This is a genomic window from Phycisphaerae bacterium, from assembly GCA_017999985.1.
In the GTDB taxonomy this organism is placed as follows: domain Bacteria; phylum Planctomycetota; class Phycisphaerae; order UBA1845; family Fen-1342; genus JAGNKU01.
In genome coordinates, this window is sequence record JAGNKU010000011.1 from 21645 (window position 1) to 40183 (window position 18539).

Annotated in this window: 13 protein-coding genes; 8 read left to right on the forward strand and 5 right to left on the reverse strand. The window is 67.6% G+C overall.

Features of this window, described 5'->3' with window-relative positions; translation table 11 throughout:
• Positions 1-114 precede the first annotated feature (114 nt).
• From recJ to KA383_14770, 6 genes are all read left to right on the forward strand, one after another.
• Positions 115-1755 (forward strand): single-stranded-DNA-specific exonuclease RecJ, encoded by a 1641-nt coding sequence (gene recJ, locus KA383_14745; GenBank protein ID MBP7747373.1) that lies wholly within the window; start codon positions 115-117, stop codon positions 1753-1755.
• Positions 1756-1887: 132 nt separating this feature from the next.
• Positions 1888-3186, forward strand: a complete 1299-nt coding sequence (locus KA383_14750; GenBank protein MBP7747374.1) for a 2-oxo acid dehydrogenase subunit E2 — start codon at positions 1888-1890, stop codon at positions 3184-3186.
• 72 nt (positions 3187-3258) lie between these two features.
• Positions 3259-4674, forward strand: coding sequence for a dihydrolipoyl dehydrogenase (lpdA, locus tag KA383_14755; GenBank protein ID MBP7747375.1), 1416 nt, complete (start codon positions 3259-3261; stop codon positions 4672-4674).
• 133 nt (positions 4675-4807) lie between these two features.
• Positions 4808-6457, forward strand: coding sequence for a hypothetical protein (locus tag KA383_14760; GenBank protein ID MBP7747376.1), 1650 nt, complete (start codon positions 4808-4810; stop codon positions 6455-6457).
• A gap of 96 nt (positions 6458-6553) precedes the next feature.
• Entirely contained in the window at positions 6554-7054 is a 501-nt protein-coding gene (locus tag KA383_14765; GenBank protein ID MBP7747377.1) for a UvrB/UvrC motif-containing protein, read from the forward strand.
• Positions 7051-8112, forward strand: coding sequence for a protein arginine kinase (locus KA383_14770; GenBank protein ID MBP7747378.1), 1062 nt, complete (start codon positions 7051-7053; stop codon positions 8110-8112). Before KA383_14765 ends, KA383_14770 begins: the two co-directional genes overlap by 4 nt.
• Positions 8113-8180: 68 nt before the next feature.
• Here KA383_14770 and KA383_14775 read toward each other — a convergent pair whose 3' ends face one another.
• Positions 8181-8846, reverse strand: a complete 666-nt coding sequence (locus KA383_14775; GenBank protein ID MBP7747379.1) for a hypothetical protein — start codon at positions 8844-8846, stop codon at positions 8181-8183.
• Positions 8847-9043: 197 nt separating this feature from the next.
• Between KA383_14775 and KA383_14780 the strand changes: the two genes are divergently transcribed.
• Positions 9044-9961 (forward strand): alpha/beta fold hydrolase, encoded by a 918-nt coding sequence (locus tag KA383_14780; GenBank protein ID MBP7747380.1) that lies wholly within the window; start codon positions 9044-9046, stop codon positions 9959-9961.
• A 73-nt stretch (positions 9962-10034) separates the two neighbouring features.
• Here the strand turns inward: KA383_14780 and KA383_14785 are convergent, their stop codons facing one another.
• Positions 10035-10625: a peroxiredoxin gene (locus KA383_14785; protein MBP7747381.1), complete on the reverse strand. Its 591-nt coding sequence runs from the start codon at positions 10623-10625 to the stop codon at positions 10035-10037.
• Between the two features lie 243 nt (positions 10626-10868).
• Here KA383_14785 and KA383_14790 point away from each other — a divergent pair, with 243 nt between their 5' ends.
• The gene (locus KA383_14790; protein MBP7747382.1) at positions 10869-12809 is read left to right on the forward strand and encodes an alginate lyase family protein; all 1941 of its coding nucleotides are present in this window, start codon (positions 10869-10871) and stop codon (positions 12807-12809) included.
• Here KA383_14790 and KA383_14795 read toward each other — a convergent pair.
• The 3 genes from KA383_14795 to KA383_14805 all read right to left on the reverse strand — a co-directional run bounded on the left by KA383_14795 (position 12769) and on the right by KA383_14805 (position 18408).
• On the reverse strand, positions 12769-14667 hold the full coding sequence (locus tag KA383_14795; protein ID MBP7747383.1) for a S8 family serine peptidase: 1899 nt from the start codon (positions 14665-14667) through the stop codon (positions 12769-12771). The two genes, KA383_14790 and KA383_14795, sit on opposite strands and share 41 nt — an antisense overlap.
• A gap of 135 nt (positions 14668-14802) precedes the next feature.
• Positions 14803-16680, reverse strand: a complete 1878-nt coding sequence (locus KA383_14800) for a phenylalanine--tRNA ligase subunit beta (protein MBP7747384.1) — start codon at positions 16678-16680, stop codon at positions 14803-14805.
• 201 nt (positions 16681-16881) lie between these two features.
• Positions 16882-18408, reverse strand: a complete 1527-nt coding sequence (locus KA383_14805; protein ID MBP7747385.1) for a phenylalanine--tRNA ligase subunit alpha — start codon at positions 18406-18408, stop codon at positions 16882-16884.
• Positions 18409-18539 lie beyond the last annotated feature (131 nt).

An 18539-nucleotide genomic window follows, 5' to 3' on the forward strand; every position in this document is an offset into this window, starting at 1 on the left:
GGAGGAAGCACGATCGCCCGCGAACGCACAGCCCGTGAATGGCTGGTCGCTCCGCCACATCCGGAGCGCGACCGGCTGGCGGCCGCCGCCGGCGTCGCACCGCTCGTCGCCCAGTTGCTGCTGCTGCGCGGCGTCGAAAAGGTGAGCGACGTCCGCCCTTTCCTCGCGCCGGATTTCAAAGCGCTGCGGCCGCCAGAGGCGCTGCCCGGCGCCGTCGCGGCCGCCGAGCGGCTGACCGCCGCCGTGCGCGCCCGGCGCCGCATCGTGATCTACGGCGACTATGACGTGGATGGCATCACGGCGACGGCGATTCTCTGGCACGGGCTGAAGCTGGCCGGCGCGGATGTGAGCTTCTACATCCCCAGCCGGCTGGACGAGGGCTACGGCCTGAATGCCGACGCCCTCGCGCGCATCGCCGCCGACGGCGCCCAGCTCCTGATCACCGTCGACTGCGGCATCACCGCGGTGGCAGAGGCCCGGCGCGCCCGTGAACTCGGGCTTGAACTCATCATCACGGACCATCACGAGCGCCACCCGGAACTGCCCGCGGCCGACTGCGTGGTGCATCCGACCGCGTGCGGCGACAGCCCGAATCCCGATCTGTCCGGCGCTGGCGTGGCCCTGAAGATCGGCTGGGCGCTCGCGCAGCGCATGTCCGGCGCCGCGCGGGTGTCGTCCGCCTTCCGCGACTACCTGCTCGATGCGACCGCCTTCGCCGCGCTCGGGCTCATTGCCGACGTGGTGCCGCTCACCGGCGAAAACCGCATCATCGCCAGCTTCGGCCTGCGCCATCTCGGGCACAGCGCCAACCCCGGCCTGCGGGCGCTCATCGCCGTCGCCAACCTCACCGGCAAGAAGAGCTACGACGACTACGATGTCGGGTTCCTCCTCGCACCGCGCCTCAATGCCATCGGCCGGATGGGCCACGCCCGCCTGGCGGTTGAGCTGTTCACCCGCGCGGACGCGGCCCGCGCCCAGGAGATCGCCGCCACACTGGATGCCGAGAACCGGCGTCGCCAGGAGGTCGAGCGGCAGATCGTCAAGGAAGCCGAGGCGCTCGTCGTCGAGCGCGGCCTCAACCGCGAAAGCTGTCGCGGCATCGTCCTCGCCAGCCCGGCTTGGCACGCTGGCGTCATCGGCATCGTGGCGTCGCGCCTGGTCGAGCGCTTCCACCGGCCAACCATGCTGATCGCGCTGGAGGATGGCCTGGGCCAGGGCTCGGGGCGCAGCGTCCGCCACTTCCCCCTCCACGAGGTCCTGCAATGCTGTGCGGACCACCTGCTCAGCCACGGCGGGCACGCGATGGCCGCCGGTGTGCGCCTGCGGGCGGAGCAACTCGACGCGTTCACCGCAGCGTTCCAGGCGGAGGCCGCGAAGCGCCTGACGCCGCGTGATCTGCAGCCGCGCCTGCAACTGGACGACGCGGTCGCGCTGGCGGACTTGACCACGGACGTGGTGCAGACCATTCAGAGCATGGCCCCGTTCGGCACCGGCAATCAGCGCCCGCGGCTGGCGACGACGGAAGTTGAGCTGGTGGATCAGCCGCGCGTCGTCGGGCAGAACGGCGCGCACGTGCAGCTCACCGTCCGGCAAGGCCCGACCTACCGCAAGGCAATCGCGTTCGGGGCCGGCCCGCAGGTCGCCGAGCTGGCCGAGCAGCGCCGGTTGCGCCTGGCCTTCGAGCCGATCATCAACGAGTGGAACAACCAGCGCAAGGTCGAGCTGAAGATCATCGACTGGCAGCCGGTGTGCTGACTGAGGTCGTCGGCGCGCCGACTCGACCTCGCCCACTTGCCTGCTTACAATCCGGAGCGTGCTATTTTGCAGGGCTGGACGTGGCGGATCGGCCCCGGGCCACTCATGAGTGTCGAACGCAAGGGACGCAGCATGTTCGAGTTCAAGCTCCCCGACCTCGGCGAGGGTGTCCACGAAGGACAGGTGGTCAATGTGCTGGTCAAGGAGGGCGACACGCTCGCCGAGTACCAGCCCATGCTCGAGGTCGAGACTGACAAGGCGGCGGTCGAGATCCCGGCACCGAAAGCCGGCACTGTCGCCCGCGTCCACGTTGAGGCTGGCCAGGTCGTCAAGGTCGGCGAGGTACTGATCACGATCGACGACTCCGCCGGCAAAGGTGGCGACGGGCGGGAAAAGGCCGCCGAGGTCGCCAAGCCTGCCCCCAAAGCTGCCACCGCCAGCAAACCGGCTCCAACACCCGAGCCCGCGCCGGTTGCCGTGGCGGCCGCCGCTTCCGCCGCGCGGGTCCCGGCCGGCCCCGTTGCCGCCGCGCCAGCGGTCCGCAAGCGGGCGCGCGAGCTGAACGTGGACATCAACGCAGTCGTCGGCACCGGCCCCAGCGGTCGCGTCCTCCGCGAAGACGTCGAACGACATGCCGCCGGCGAACGCGTGGGCGGCGCGCCCGCAGCCCCGACCGGGGCACCGTCGACGGCCGTAGCCGCGGGCGACCTGCCCGACTTCAGCCAGTACGGCCCCATCCGGCGCGAGCCAGTCCCGCAGATTCGCAAGACCATCGCGCGGCAGATGGCGCGGGCGTGGCAGACGGTCCCGCGTGTCACCCATTGCGACAACGCAGACATCACCGAGCTGGAGCGCAACCGTAAGCAGTACAACGCCGGGCTGAAGGAGGGCCAGCCGAAGCTCACGATCACCGCCATCGTCGTGAAGGCGGTCGCCGCGGCGCTGCGCGAGTTCCCGATGCTGAATTGCAGCTACGACGCGGCGCGCGAGGAGATCATCTACAAGGACTACATCCACCTGGGCATCGCGGTGGACAGCCCGCGCGGGCTGGTCGTGCCGGTGCTACGCGACGCCGACCGCAAGTCACTGCCGCAGATTGCGGCCGACCTCGCGGACCTGGGCGCCCGGGCGAAGACGCTGAAGTTCGAGGTGGCCGACCTGCGAGGCGCGACGTTCAGCGTCACCAACGTGGGCGCACTCGGCGGCACCTTCGTCACCCCGATGGTGAACACGCCCGAAGTCGGCATTCTCGGCCTGGGCGCGGGCCGCTTGCAGCCCGTCGTGCGCGACAACCAGATCGTGCCGCGGCTGATCCTGCCGCTGTCGCTCTCGTTCGATCACCGGGTCGTCGACGGCGCCGATGCGGCCCGCTTCACCAGCGACGTGATTCGTTCCCTGGAAAACCCGCTCCGCCTGCTCAGCCTGGCGTAGCCGCGCGGTCCGGGCGTAATCTCCGGCCGGCGGGGTGCCGGCCGCTCCATCCCGACGTTCAGAGGCAAGACCATGGTAGTTGGCGAACTCGCGGAAGAAACCGACCTGCTCATCATCGGCGCCGGCCCCGGCGGCTACGTCGCGGCCTTCCGGGCCGCGGACCTCGGCCTGCAGACGACGCTGGTCGATACGAGTCCCCTGCTGGGCGGCGTGTGCCTGCGCGAAGGCTGCATCCCCTCGAAAGCGCTGCTGCACGTCGCGCACCTGATTGACAGTGCCGCGGAAGCGAAGAACTTCGGCGTCGAATTCGCGCCACCGAAGATCGACGTACCGCGCCTGCGGGGCTGGAAGCAGTCCGTGGTCGAGAAGCTCTGCGGCGGCATCAACACGCTCGCGAAAAAGCGCAACGTGCGGGTGCTTCAGGGCCGGGCCCGGTTCGAGGACTCCCGGACCGCGCGCGTCGACGGCGAGGGCATGACGCGCCTGAAGTTCAAGCACGCGATCATCGCCAGCGGCTCCCGGCCCAAGTCCCTGCCCGAGAAGATCCTCCCCGCCGACTGCGCCATCGACTCCAGCGGCGCCCTCGACATCCAGAGCATCCCACCAAAGCTGCTCGTGATCGGCGGTGGCTACATCGGCATCGAGCTCGGCCAGGTCTACGCGAACCTCGGCAGCCAGGTCACGGTCATCGAGATGCTCGACCGCATCCTGACCGGCTGCGACGATGACCTCGCCCGCCCGCTCGTCGCGCGGCTCAAGAAGCAGTTCCAGGCGATCTACACCGGTGCGTCGTTGAAGAGCGCCCGCAAGAACGGCGACCAGATCGAGGTGTCGTTCAGTCACGGCGGCCAGGACCAGACGCTCACGTTCGACCGCGTGCTCGTCTCCGTCGGCCGCCAGCCCAACTCGGACAATCTCGGCCTCGAGAACACGAAAGTGGTCGTAAACGACCGCGGGTTCATCGAGGTCGATGAGGCCCGCCGCACCGGTGACAAGCGCATCTACGCGATCGGCGACGTGGCCGGCAACCCCATGCTGGCGCACAAGGCCAGCCGCGAAGGCATCGTGGCGGCGGAAGCCATCGCCGGGCACCCGAGCGTGTTTGACGCCCGCGCTATTCCCGCCGTCGTTTACACGAGCCCCGAGGTCGCGTGGTGCGGCCTGACCGAGACGGAGGCAAAGGAGCGCGGCGTCGAAGTGAAGGTCGGCAAGTTCACGTGGGGCGCTTCCGGCCGCGCCATCGCCATGGGGCGCCCCGAGGGCCTGACCAAGGTCATCGCCGACGCGCAGAGCGGGCGGGTGCTGGGCGTCGGAGTCGTGGGCGAGCATGCTGGCGATCTGATCGCCGAGGCCGTGCTCGCAATCGAGATGGGCGCCGCAGCGGAAGACCTCGCGCTCACGATCCATCCGCATCCGTCCACGTCGGAAACCGTGATGGAGGCCGCTGAGAGTGTGCTCGGTACCGCAATCCACATGCTCCGCAAGTAGGCGGTCGCCCCGGCGCCACGTCGCGCCGGCGACTCTGCTTGCGACAATGCTGGTCGCCGGCTGTGCGGCACTGCAACCGAAAGCGGCTCTCGATCATTCGCCCAGCACACAGGTATCGCCAGCCCTGCAGCGCATGCGCGCCACGTACGCGGACCTCGCCTCCGGCCGCTTCATCAGCATCGTCGACTTCGAGACCCCCGGTCAGGAGACCTTGTTCCACTGCGTCGGACCCGACGGCACCGCAGGCGAGCGCCCGCAACCCGCGCCGTCGCTCGTCCGCAGCCGCGTTGAGACCGGTTCCCAGGGCCTCAAGGCCCGCTTCGCCGACGCCGGCGACCGCCTCATCTGTGACCTCCGGCGCGCCGCCGGCCCCGCGTTCGTGCGTGACTGGCGCAACTACGCGCTCCTGCTCTTCAGCCTCCACGGCCCGCCGGATGGCGCGGTCCTCGAATTCACGATCGAAAGCGGCGAACGCGACCCGCTGCACTGGTCGCGCACGATCCACGCGCGGCCCGGCTGGAATCTCCAACGCATCGATCTCGGTACGGTGGGCGAGTGGATCGATCTCGCCAATGTTCGCGCACTATCCTGGCGGGCACCCCAACTCAGTGCCCCGTTGGAAATCTACCTGGACGACCTCATCGTCGCGGACAACACCGCGCACGTGCTCGGCGAGCAGGCGGTCGAGGGCCAGATGTATGTCCTGACCCGCGGCCGGCGTATCGTCGTCGGCACGCGCGGACGCTTCGAACTGGCGTTCGCGGATGGCCAGCTCGTCACCTGGCACGCCGGCGATGAGCAGAACCTCGTCGACCCGGATGGTCTGGGCCCCTGGCCGGTCCCCCTGCCGCCGAACTGGACGGCGTCCGCGGTCGCCATCGCCTACGACGACCCACGGCACTTCGCTGAATGGGGTCCGATTGTCGCCGCTTCACAGCGCGTGGTCGAAGCAACGCCGTTTCGCGTCGTCATTGCCGGTCGCTGGCTCTTCACTCCGGCACCGCCGGACACGCCGGACGCCGCCGAGACCGAGCCCGCCGGCCCCGGCCACGCCTGGCAGTACACGATCTATCCGTCCGGGGCGATGTTCGTGAGCGTGCGCTCGGAGGCTCTGGACGCGGGCTGGCCCAGCCCAGCGGTGGGCTACGCACTCGGTCTCGATGGCCGCCGCGGCTTCAAGTACATCGCGCCCCCGGCCGCGGAGGCCCACGCAGAGCCTCCCCAGTACGCGTTGCTGGCCCGCCCCGGCAGTGGACCGGCTGACCTGCTCTGGGTCTGGCCAGCGGCGGTCGGACTTGGGCGCACGCGCAGCTTCGGCAGTGCCGACGACCGCCGCCTCGCCATCGTCACCGGCCACACAGCAGCCCGGCCGGTCGTGACCACCGCGCACCTCCTGCGTATCTGGCCGCCCGACATCGACGGCGCCCCCGAGGCCACCAGCTTCGCCGCCGACTACCGCGCCCCGGCCACGATCCAGACGACGACCGGCGCGCTCGTCACCGGCACGCCGGGCGATCTCGACGGGGACGGCTTCAACGAGTCCGAAGGCACCTACGAGCTCGCGCCGGCGGACGGCGTCCTGCGCTTCGATTTCGTACCGGGCAGACAACTGCGCTTCGATCCCGTGTTCCGCGTGCGCGACACAGCCGGCCAGCGGTGCTGGGTCTACGCGCGTGGGCGACAGGTGAAGGACGTGGGGCGCGATGCCGCCGACAACCTCCTGTTTCACCTGGCGCGCGTGGCGAGTGCCCCCGTGTCGATCGAAGTCCACACCGCCCCATAATCGCGCGCACGTCGCGTCACGCCGGCCGTTGCTTGACGGCCAAGCCCGCCGCTTCTACGATCCAACCTGCTGGATTTCGTTGCGCGGAGCAGTCTGATGGGACTCTGTGAGCGCTGCAAGAAAGCCAAGGCGACGTTTCACCTGACGAACATCGAGCGTTCGGGGGCGAAGGTCGAACGCCACCTCTGCGACCGCTGCGCCAGCGAGGAAGGGCTGCTGCAGACCGGTAAGGCCACGGTCGACCTGAACGAAATCCTCGAGAACTTCATCGCGGGCAGCAAGGCCGGCGCCGCCGATCTCAGCAACCTCGTCTGCGAGCACTGCGGCATCAGCTACATCGAATTCCGCAACCAGGGCCTGCTGGGCTGCGCGCACGACTACGAGACGTTCAAGGAGCAGATCGGCCGCCTGCTCGAACGCACCCACGACGGCGCCTCGCAGCACGTCGGCAAAACGCCCAAGTCGCTGGGCACCGTCCACAAGCCGCAACAGGACATCCGCCGGCTGAAGCGGCAGCTCGACGAGGCCGTCACCGCCGAGGACTACGAGCGCGCCGCCCGGCTCCGCGATCGTATTCGCGAACTGGAAGAGTCATGAGCGCGCCCCTCGACGAAGTCGTCCGTCATGCCGGCGAGTGGCTCTGCGGCTCCGGGCCCATGCACGAGATCGTGATCTCGACCCGCATCCGGCTGGCGCGCAACCTGCGCGGCTTTCTGTTCCTGCCCCGCGCCAGCAACGACATGAAACGCGAGATCACGGCGACGGTGACCACGGCCACGCGCCGCGCCCGCCTGCTCAAGGACCTGATCCACCTCGACGTCGACAGCCTCGACGAGCTCGACCGGCTGCTGCTGGTCGAGCGGCATCTGATCAGCCGGCAGCATGCCGACGGCACCGGGGCGCGGGCGGTCGCCTTTCAGAAGAACGAGACCGCCGCGATCATGGTCAACGAGGAGGACCACCTCCGCATCCAGGTCATGCGCAGCGGCCTGCAGGTCGCCGAGTCGTGGGAGCAGATCAACGCCATCGACGACGCCCTCGAGGAATCGCTGGATTTCGAGTTTCACCCGCAGTACGGCTACCTCACCGCCTGCCCCACCAACGTCGGCACCGGCATCCGCGTCTCGGTCATGCTGCACCTGCCGGCCTTGCGGCTCACCAACGAGCTGGAAAAGGTCGGGCAGGCCGCCCGTGACATGAAGCTGGCCGTCCGCGGCGTGCACGGCGAAGGCACCGAGGCGCTCGGCGACTTCTTCCAGATCTCCAACCAGATCACGCTGGGCCGCAGCGAGGCCGAGATCATCGACGACTTCAGCAGCGTGGTCATCCCCAAGATCGTCGAGTACGAGCACGCCGCCCGCGAAGCGCTGCTGAAAAACCGCCTCGCCGCCCTCGACGACAAGGTCTGGCGTGCGATGGGTCTGCTCAAGAGCGCGCGGCTGATGAGCTCCAGCGAAGCCATGCAGTGCCTCTCGCACGTGCGCATGGGTCTGCACACCCGGCGCCTCAGCTCCGTCGATCTTCAGACGTTGAACGAGCTGTTCCTGCAGATCCAGCCCGCGCACCTGCAGAAGCTGCACGGCGAACGCCTCAACGGCGAGCAGCGCAGCGTCGAGCGGGCCGCGTTCATCCGCGCCCGCCTCAGCAGCAACTGATGCGCAATCTTCCCCCGGGGCCCTCCCAGAAGCGGAGCGGCTTTCCCGGCGTGCGAACCCCGACCGCCCTACTGGGCTGTCACATGCCCCGGTCCAGGCGGCGGCTCAGGCAATTCGGCCGCTGGCAACGGAGGCAACGCGGCCGGCTCGTCCGCCGGCCCCTTCCACACCCACACATCCGACACCTCGACCGTCACACGCGGCTCCCCCACGATGTGGAACACCGACTGGGGCAGGCGCCGTGTCGCGCCGGGCTGCAACGGCCCGCACCAGTCGCCGACCGCCAGGGGCGTCGCGGCGACGACCGTTCGATCGATGTGCGCAGCCCCCTCGTCCTCGATCAGCACGCGCAGCGACAGCAGCGAGACCACGTCGTCCCCGTGGTTCGTCACTTCGATTTCCGCCACGCCCGCTTGCTCATCGCTGCCTTCCCGCACCAGGCGCATCGTCGTCGCCACCGTGAGCGACTTGCCGTAGGCAAAATCGCGCCGCAGGTTCAACGTGTCCGCCACGACCGGCGGCATCGTGCGCCACTCCGGCAGGCCGGCGATCAGTTCCGGCAGCCGGGCCACCGCCTCCGTCGGCACGCCGATCAGGCTGCCGGCGATATGCAGGCCATACACGCCCAGCGCGGTCGCGCACACGACCACGACCATCACCGTGCCAAACAGCCCCTTCGCGAGCGCGCTGAAAAAGCCGCCCTTGTTCACCACGACCACCGGTCCGGAACTCATTTCAATACTCCGTTATCAATATGCGCCCGCGTTTGCAGGCCTCTGAGCCTTGGCACTTGGCATCCTGGGTCGTATTCGCGGGTCAGGCAGCAATATTCATCGGCCGGGGCTGACCCTCCATGGGACTCCCAGGTCGGTTCGCGAGCGGCTAAACTAACTCTGACTGGCAGCGGTCTTATGCACAACTGGAGAGCTGGATGCGCAATTCGGCACGGAAGCTTCTGCCTGCGGCGTTCCTGAGTATCGTTATCCTGACCGGCGGCTGCAACCCGGTCGTAACCCCCCTGCCGCCGGCGGAAGAGATCATCCGGGCGTTATCCTACGCCGTCCTGATGCCGGAAACGACCTGCGAGGAGCTCCGGGCGGATTACGGCCTGACGGACCTCCCGCTGGTGGATACCCCGGACCAGATCGACATTCCGTACGAGGAGCACTACGTGACCGCGCCGGACGGGGCGGAGCTCCGCATCTGGTACCTGCCGGCCGAGTCCGCGCGCGGCATGGTGATCGTCTGCCCGGGCAACAGCGGCCCTATGGCATGTTACCTGTTCACCGCCAAGCTGCTCGTCGAGGCGAATTGGTCGTGCGTCATGTTCGACTACGAAGGCTTTGGCGGCAGTACCGGCACGCCGGACTTGCGCACACTCCGCCCGGACCTGCAGACGGTACTCGACTGGACGCTCGCCGAAACCCCCACCGACCGCGTCAGCCTGTTCGGCATCTCGTTGGGATCGATCCCGGCTGTGGCGGTTGCCATCGACAATCCCGACACCGTGAACGCCGTGGTCCTGGATTCGCCGATCGCGCTCGGGGAAGCGATTGATCGTTTCGACTTTCTGATCCAGGGGCAATCGCGGCAGGTCGTGGCGGTGCTGGAGCCTTGGCTGCTCACCGAGAATACGATCGCGGGAATGCTGCAGCCGTTGCTCGTCTACATGCATGGCGACGACGTAGTGACGCCGCCGCGGCAGGTCGCGGTGCTGCTGGAGCGTGCGATTGCCGAAACCGAGCTGGTGTATTTCTCGGGCCTGGGGCACGCCGCCGGGCAGTTCCTCCGGACCGACGAGTACCGGGCGCACCTGGTGTCGTTCCTGGCTGAGGCGTGGTGGCCGTAAGCGGCCTCGGACTTTGTCGCCGCCCCGCCCTCCCCCGGGGCAGGGGGAGGGGTTTACGACGACGGGCCGACGGCTACTTGCCCCACTCGTTGAAGTAGGCCTTCGCACCTTGCGGGTCGGGCTTCATCGACTTCGCGCCGGGCTTCCAGTTGGCCGGGCATACTTCGCCGTGCTTCTCGAAGTGCGTCAGCGCATCGACCATGCGCAGGGCCTCGTCCACGCTGCGTCCCAGCGGCAGGTCGTTGATGAGCATGTGCCGGACATTACCGGCCTTATCGATCAGGAACAGGCCGCGCAGCGCCACGCCCGCATTCTCTAGCAGCACGCCGTAGTTCTCGCTGATCTCGTGCGTAAGGTCCGAAATCATCGGGAAATCGACTCGGCCGAGTCCGCCGGCGGCCCGCGGCGTGTTCTGCCACGCGAGATGTGTGTACTGGCTGTCCACGGACACGCCGAGGACGACCGTGTTGCGTTCCGTGAACTTCGGCAGGGCCTCCTGGAACGCGACGATCTCGGTCGGGCAGACGAACGTGAAATCGAGCGGCCAGAAGAACAGGACGACGTTCTTGCCGCGGTACGACGAGAGACTGATCGGCTCGAACTGACCGTTCACAACGGCCTGGGCGGTGAAATCGGGCGCGGGCTGACCAACCTGTACCTTCATGCATGACTCCTCTTGATTGAACACAGATCCCATCTCTGAACGCGCGGCGGACGCGGCCCGCCCGCACGGCAGGTGCTTCGCAACCCGCCGCCGCAGATCGTGTCCCGCCGCCGCTGCGACAGTTTCCCAGATTGTAGACCCGTAGACGCGGATTTCCCGGGTCAGCCCGCCGGCGGTGATAGACCATCCCACTCGGCCCGGCTAGATTGCCGGCGCGGAACGCAAGCGGCGCGGAGTATGTCCATGCGGGCGGTGCGTACTGGCCGACGAATCCTGGTTGTCGCGGCGATCGTAGCACTCGCGGTCACGATCGCGTGGCACCTGCGCCCGGCCGGGCGACAGCGCGGCGTCGCGCCGTCGCCCATCCCGGTGCGGGCGCTTCAACCCGCCGACATCGCGGACGCCCCTAAGGTCGTCGCGCGCCTGCTCGCCGACCCGGCATACATGCTCGGGTACTGGCGTCAGAAACCACTGCCCGCGGAGCTCCTCGACTACCCGCTGGCACCCGTTGCCACCCCCGCCCTGCGCGCCGCCGTCGCGCAGTTGCAGGCCGGCGAGTTTCAGGCAGCCGCGCGTTTTCCGCCGTTGCAGCTCGGCATGCCCCCGCGGTGGGACGTCAACCCGCTCGACAGCAACACATGGGATTTCTTCCGCCATTCGCTGCAGTGGCTCGTGCCTGCGATTACGGTCTGGCACGCCGACGGTGATCACGCGGCCCTGGAGCTGGTGCAGGACGTCATTCGCGACTGGCACGCGCACAACGGCCTGCCGCCGGGCGCGTCCGAAGCAGCCTGGCACGACCATGCGATGGCATACCGGCTTCGCATCTTCTGCTGGCTCTGGGAGCTGTACCGCACGAGCGACGCCTGTGAAGCCGACTTCGCCCGCGAGCTGTTGACGCTCATCTACGCACACGCCCAGGCCATCGCAACCGGGGTAACCTACCAACCGCTGCTCAACCACGGCTGGGACCAGAACATGGCGCTGTTGAGCGCCGCGGTGGTCCTGCCCGAATTCGCTGCGGCCGAGACGTGGCGCACATGCGCCTACGAGCGCATGACAGCGTTCCTGCGCGACAACTTCGATCGCGTGGGCTTTCACCTCGAGCAGTCGCCCGGCTACCACTGGTATATGCTGAAGCGACTCGGGCCGTTCCGCAGTTTCGTGCAGCAGAACCGGCTGGCGCCCGTCCCGGGTCTGGAGGAAACCGCCCGCCGCGCTGCAGCCGCGTGGCCGTACCTGATTCAGCCCAATGGCCACCTGCCCGCCATCGGCGACACGAGTCCGGTGGCAGTGCCGGATTACCGTGACTTGTATGGCGATTGGTTCGGCGAATTGGTTCCGGCCGCGCCGGCCACGCTACCGAACCCGCGGGCGGACACCAGCGTGCTGTTGGTCAGCTTTGCTGTCGGCTACGCCATCTTCGCCGCGGCCCCGGTGGACGCCGCGCTGCGTGTGCCCGACACCTACCTGCTCTTCCGCTGCAACACCATCCGCGCCTGGCGGCACCACGACGACACCCTGTCGTTCGTGCTGCACGGGCTCGGACAGGACTGGCTGATCGACCCGGGCATCTACAGCTACGCATACACATCCGCCGCACGGCAGTTTGTGGTCAGTGCGCGGGCCCACAACGTGGTGCTCGTCGACAATGCGGACTTCACGCCCGCCGACATCGAGTTGCTGGACGTCGAACGCACCGCGGACCGCGATGTGGTCCGTGTCCAACACCGCTGGCCCCAGGCCACCCACACGCGCACGCTGGCGTTCGTGCCGCCCGCGCGCGTGGAGATCGATGATCACATCCTGGCCGCGGATGGCGCCGCGCACCGTTACACGCAGCTCTTCCACGTGCATCCCGATCTGTCGGTCGAGATTGTCTCGCCCACCGAGGCGCGTCTCTGCGCCACGGACGGCCGCGTCTGCGTGATCGATCAGCATGGGCCCGTCGGCGAATGGCAGGTGGTCACCGGACAGCAGGAGCCGAACTGGCAGGGCTGGTATTCGCCGGCATTCGGGCAGATTGTCCCCGCACCGGTGCTCAGCTATGCATGCACCGGGCCGGCTCCGGAGTACGAATTCCATACGCGCATTCGATTGGAGTCGCTGGGACCAACCGACACACTGCCCGGGCCGGCAGTACCTACTTCTCCGCCAGACCCGCCAGCGTCCGTTTCGGATTGATCAGCAGCATCGGCCGCTGCCCGTCGACCTTGTCCGCGCCCCGCTTGATCCGTTCGATCACCTGCGCCGGCTTCAACGTCGGATCGAGCGCCAACAGCTTCGCCGCCAGGTTCGCCACGTTGGGCGACGCCATCGACGTGCCCGAGAGCTTCATCCGCTTGCCGCCGGGAACAACGCTGTCCACCTCGAACCCGTTCGCATACACCTGCACGGTCTGGCCGAAGCTCGTGAACCCGGTCGGCTCGCCGGCCTGGTCCACCGCGCCGACGACCAGCACATTCGGCAAGTCGAACGAAGACGGTATCACATCATCAAACTCCACGTCGTTGTCGGAGTTGCCGGCGGCGCAGACGAACAGGATGTCTGGCGCGCTCTGCAGCGCATGGAACAGCCCGTCGCGCATCATCTTGAACATCTCGCGCGTCAGCTGCGCGCGCTCTTCGACCGTCGCCCCAACGCCGTTCTTCTCCAGCGCCTGCTCGATCGTCCTGCGCTCCTCGCCCCAGCTCATGTTGACCACGCGCACGCCGTGCTGCTTGAAGTAGTCCACGGTCTTCTGATACATCGCCGCGTCGGCGCGCATCAACTCGAGCGTCGGGCACTTCGGCAGCATGTGATAATCGAACGTCAGCCGCGCCACGAGCAACCGCGCCAGCGGATTGCCCTCGAGCGCGATCCCCGCCACGTGCGTGCCGTGCGCGTAGTTGCCGTACAGGCTCAGGTCCTCGATGAAGTCACGGACGGCATCGCCCTGCAGCCCGCCCAGCAGCTTCTTCACGGCGCTGGCCTCGGGGCTGTCGATCGCCGCCTGCACATCCATGAAGCCTTTCATGTGACCGGCGACTGCATCCACCTTGCTCTTCAGCGCGTCCACGGGATGCAATAGTTCCGGCGTCGGCTGGCCGTCGACGTCGAACGCGATGCCGTGCACGTCATCCACGAAGCCGTTCTGATCGTCATCTTTGCCGTTCACCTGCTCGCCGGCATTCGTCACGAGCTGCTTCTCGAACAACTTCGTGTCCACACCGGAGTCCCAGATCCCGATGACGACCGGCGTCGCCTTCTGGTCGGCGCTGAGCGTGACGGCCCGCTCGGCCCAGATATCCTTCTTCGCGACATCGTGCTCGGCCACGACGGCCGCGAACGCCGCGACCAGCTCCTCCTTCAGCGGGATCATCACCTTCAGCGCAAAACGCATGCTGACGAGTTGCTGCGCGATGTCCGCGCTGATCTCGCCTGCGGTTTTCGCGACCGCCGGATCAATCGCGCTGCTCACCATCCCCATCAGTAGGGGCTCCGTGATGATCTCCGTCTGCCCTTTGCGCTGCTTGATGTCGTCGGCGACGATGTCCCACGGCAGCGGGCGGAGCTTGGCCAGCAAGCTCTCGCGAAACACTGCCCGGAACTTGGCATCGTCCTGGCCAGCCTGCTCCCGCGCCGCGACATAGGACCCGCCAACCAGGCCGGACATCAGCTTCTTGGCTTCCTTGGTTTCGAGCTCGCGAATGCGGGCCATGCCTCTCAGCGCAGCGGCGAAATGGCCCTCGAGCACATCCAGGCTGACCAGCACGTTGTACAGGCGCTGCAGCGTCGAGGCGTCCTCGATCTGGTACTTCGCGAGGTCGGCCTCGAGGTCCGCCCGCACCGCCTTGGCCAGCGCCGCGAACTGCTCATCCGACTGCAAGAGCTCCGTCGCCGTCCCGGCCAGCTTGTACGTGTGCCGCGGTAGGTCGTCCTGGCTCTTGATCGGAGTCTTGTCCTGCGCGGCGGCCATTGTCGTGGCCAACGCGAGCAGCAACCCGGAAACCAATCCCAGCGCCATGCTACGGCGATTCACACGCTCCTGAATTGTGGTCACAGGCATTCTCCCAGTGAATGTGAGCTTCAATTGCACCTTGCCCCACGGCCTGGCTGCGCCGGGTCGTGCCACCCGTCGTTGTACCACGGACCGGCCGCAGCTCACCATGCCCCCCAAGACAAATGCGACAACTTCCTACAGTCCCACAAGCCTCGCCAGGCTCAGCTCCAGCACCGTTACCGGGTGCTTCAGCCCGTAGGCTTCGAGCACCTCGGGGTGAATTTCGCCCATCACGCCGAGCGGTGCCCCGTCGGCCGCGTGCAACGCCGCCACGCGCCCGGGAATGTAGCTGCGATGCTCCGTGGCCTTCACCGTGTACGCCGCGCCCATCTCGTGCACAAACGCATCCGCAACCGCGCGGATGTCCGCGTACCCGACGTGCGTCCCGATCATCGCCGCCGCGACGTAACGCTCCTCGCGCGCCCCCGTCTCCGCCGCCGCATCGACAAAACAACAATCACCGACCTCGAAGAGATACTGTGGCAGATCGTATTGCTTGTTGATCGCCAGCGTCTCCAGCAGCCCCGGCAGCAGCGACACGCGGCACATCGTCTGCTCCGTGCTGATCGGGTTGTCGATCTGCACGGCCCGCGCATCCGGCGGCACACGCCATTTCTCGAACGCCGCCGGCACACTCGTCAGCACGAGCGTCATCACCTGGTGGAAGCCGAGGCCGGTCAGCACACGGCGGGCCGTCACCGACTGCTCCTCGATCGCGCGTGGCGCCCCCACCGTGAATGTCGGCACCAGCCGCGGCGTCAGGTTGCCATAGCCATGCGCGATGGCCGCGTCTTCCATCAGGTCCACCGCGTGCATGACATCGTTGCGATACGCCGGCACGAACACGCGCAGCGTGTCGCCGTGCGGACCCTCCTCGACGCCATGGCCCATCGATTCGAGCAATTCCGCGAGCTGCGCCGCGTTCAAGTCCGCCCCGATCGTCTCCGCGGCCAGCTTCACATCGAGCGTCAGCTCGGTCGGCCGCAGGTCCGGCGTAATCCGCACATCCCCTTCGTGCCTCCGTGCCTCCGTGCCTCCGTGCCTCTCCGCAATCACACACTCGATCTCGATCTCCGGCATGATCTCCTTGAAGCTCGTCACGAGGATGTTCAGCGCGCGGTCCACGGTCCGTTGCGACGTGCCGGTGACGTCGATGAAGAAGCCCTTGGTGTCCATCGTCACGCGCGTGCACTCGCTGTTGATGATCGGCGGCAGCGCCATGACCGTCCCCACGCCGTCGCGCAGCAGCGGGTATTTCTTCAGCGGCCTCAGCAGGTGTGCGTACGCCACGCCGGTCTTGTGCCGCTCCAGGATTTCGCGCGGCGTCAGCGCACTGGCCGGGTCGTCCGGCGGGAATCCCAGCGGCACAAAACGCAGGCCATCGGGATCGACCGCGTCGTAGTGAAAGACGTCGCCCTTGAGCGTGTCCAAGTCAAACACGCCGATCGACGCGAGCTTGCGGTCGCGGCCCAGCGCCCAGTGCAGGTCCTCCTGGAGGTTCATGACGAGCTTGATGGTCGTGTTCGTAAGACGGACGTTGCGAATGACGGCGTAAGCGACATACGGGCGAAAGCTGTCCGGATTGGAGAGCTGCGGATCGACCTGCACGCGCAGCCGCGCCGCGTTGAGCGGATACTCGACCAGGCCGGTCTGCACGCCGAGGTAGCCGCGGATGTAGCGGGCCATGCCGCCCGGATCGAAGATGTCCGGCCGGACGGCGAGCATGTTCAGGCGGATGACCTGGCTGGTGCCGAGGTCCTTCAGCTCGTCGGGGAAGGTGCGGAAGTCGGCGCCGCAATTCGCGCACAGCAGCGGCGGCCCCTGCGCCTCAGTGCGGTCGTAGATCTTGCCGCAGACCTCGCACACGAACTCCTGCATGTCCGCGACCTCTTCGATCTCGCAGCCCAGCTTCGGCAGCATCTCCACGAGGTCGTTGACGCTCAGTCGCGTCCCATCCGCACCCGTCGCAATCCGCGCCAGCAGCGTTTCCACCGGCATATCAATGATCGGCATGGCAGCTCCTTAGCGTGCCGTGAATACATCCAAATGGCCCAGTGTACAGCGGCGCACCGCGACCGAGCCAGCCTAAGAGGCAAGTGTGCCACTGCTCTTGAGCAGTGTTTCGCGCGGATGCCATTGCTCAAGAGCAGTGGCACACGGTTCGCGGCCGATCCCCTTGGTGCCCTAGTGTCTTGGTGGTCCGTCCGGCGGACATCACGCCTTGCACAGCGGCTCCTCCCGCAGCCATGGCATCGTCGCGTAGAACAGCTCGCCGATCGAATCCACGCCGTGGACCATCATCGCCAGCCGCTCCAGGCCCAAACCCCACGCCAGCACGCGGTCCCTGATGCCCACCGGCAGCGTCACCTCCGGCCGGAACACGCCCGAGCCGCCCATCTCCACCCAGTCCTTCCGGCTCTCCAGGTACAGCAGCACCTCCGCCGACGGCTCCGTGTACGGGAAGAAGCTCGGGTTCACCTTCACCTTCGGGAAGCCCATCTTCGCGTAGAACGCCGTCAGCGTCCCGATCAGCGTCGCCAGGCTCGCCTGCGGATCGACGATGATCCCATCCACCTGGTGGAACACCGGCAGGTGCTTGTAGTCCGCCGTCTCACGCCGGAACACCGGCCCGATCACGAAGTACTTGCCCGGCCTGCCCTGCGTGTGCCGAGCCAGGGCCCGCATGGTCGCCGCAGTCGTATGTGTCCGCAGTACCGGCCTTTGCGCTAAGTCACGGCTCCAGGTGTACTGCCACCCGGTCGAGCCGGTGTCGCCGCCGTTCTCGTGCGTCGCCTTAATCCGCTCGACGAGCGCATCGTCCGGCAGCCGGCAGCGGTCCGGCCGGGCCACGTAAAAAGTGTCCTGCATGTCCCGCGCGGGATGGTCCTGCGGCTGGAACAGGGCGTCGAAATCCCAGAAGCTCGACTCCACCCACGGGCTGACGATCTCCTCGAATCCCATCTCGAGGAACACCCGCCGCACGCGATCCAGCGTCCGCTGGAACGGGTGCTCCTTGCCCGGGTAGAGCTTCTTCGCCGCCAGCGTCACATCGTACGGCTGAATGTCGACTTCGCGCCAGCCACCCTCCGCGAGCAACTCCGGCGTAAGCTGCGTCACCTTCTTCCGCCCCTTCACACCCGCCGCCAGCAGCTTCCGCCCGTTGTCCGTGATCGCCACGTGCCGCGCGGTCCGCTCCTTCAGCACCACGAATCCTTTGCGCGGCGTAAGCAGCTTCAGGGCCTCTGTGACCGGCAGCCCCTCCGCCTCCAGCTCCGCCCGCGTCGCCACGCGCCCGCCAGCCAGTGCCTTGATCAGCCGCTCGTCCGGCTCCGGCGTACTGGTGGGCCCGGCGCCGATCAGCACGAGCCGATCGCCGTCCTTCTTCGCCCACTGCCGCTGATTCAGCCAGCGCAGGCACCCACCGACCTGGCCGGCGTTCAGCCCGCAGTGATTGGGGATTTCCGTCAGCTTGCACGATCCTCCCTGCGCCGCCAGCACGCCCGCGACGACGCGTTCCGGCAGCGGCTGGCGGGCAAACACCTCGGCATCCGGACCGAGCCGCAGCTCCTCAAACGTCGTCTCCTCGACAACGACGTACCCCGCGTGCCGCAGTTCGCCGCACGCCGCGGTCACGGGCGACTGATCCAGCTCCATGGCCCGCGCCAGGTCCGTAATGGCGACCTGGCCAGCGGCGTCGCCCAGGCGCCGCAGGACCTCATATTGAACTTGTGGCAGCTCCATGCACACGTCCCTCGGACAGCACCCGTGACACCGGCCGGTCGCCGGTGCAGGGCTTGTCTGTATCCTAAGCGCAGCCCCGGCTCAAGTGCGAGCGAGCGTCCGGGCCAGAGTTTTCGGAACCAGGGCCGAAA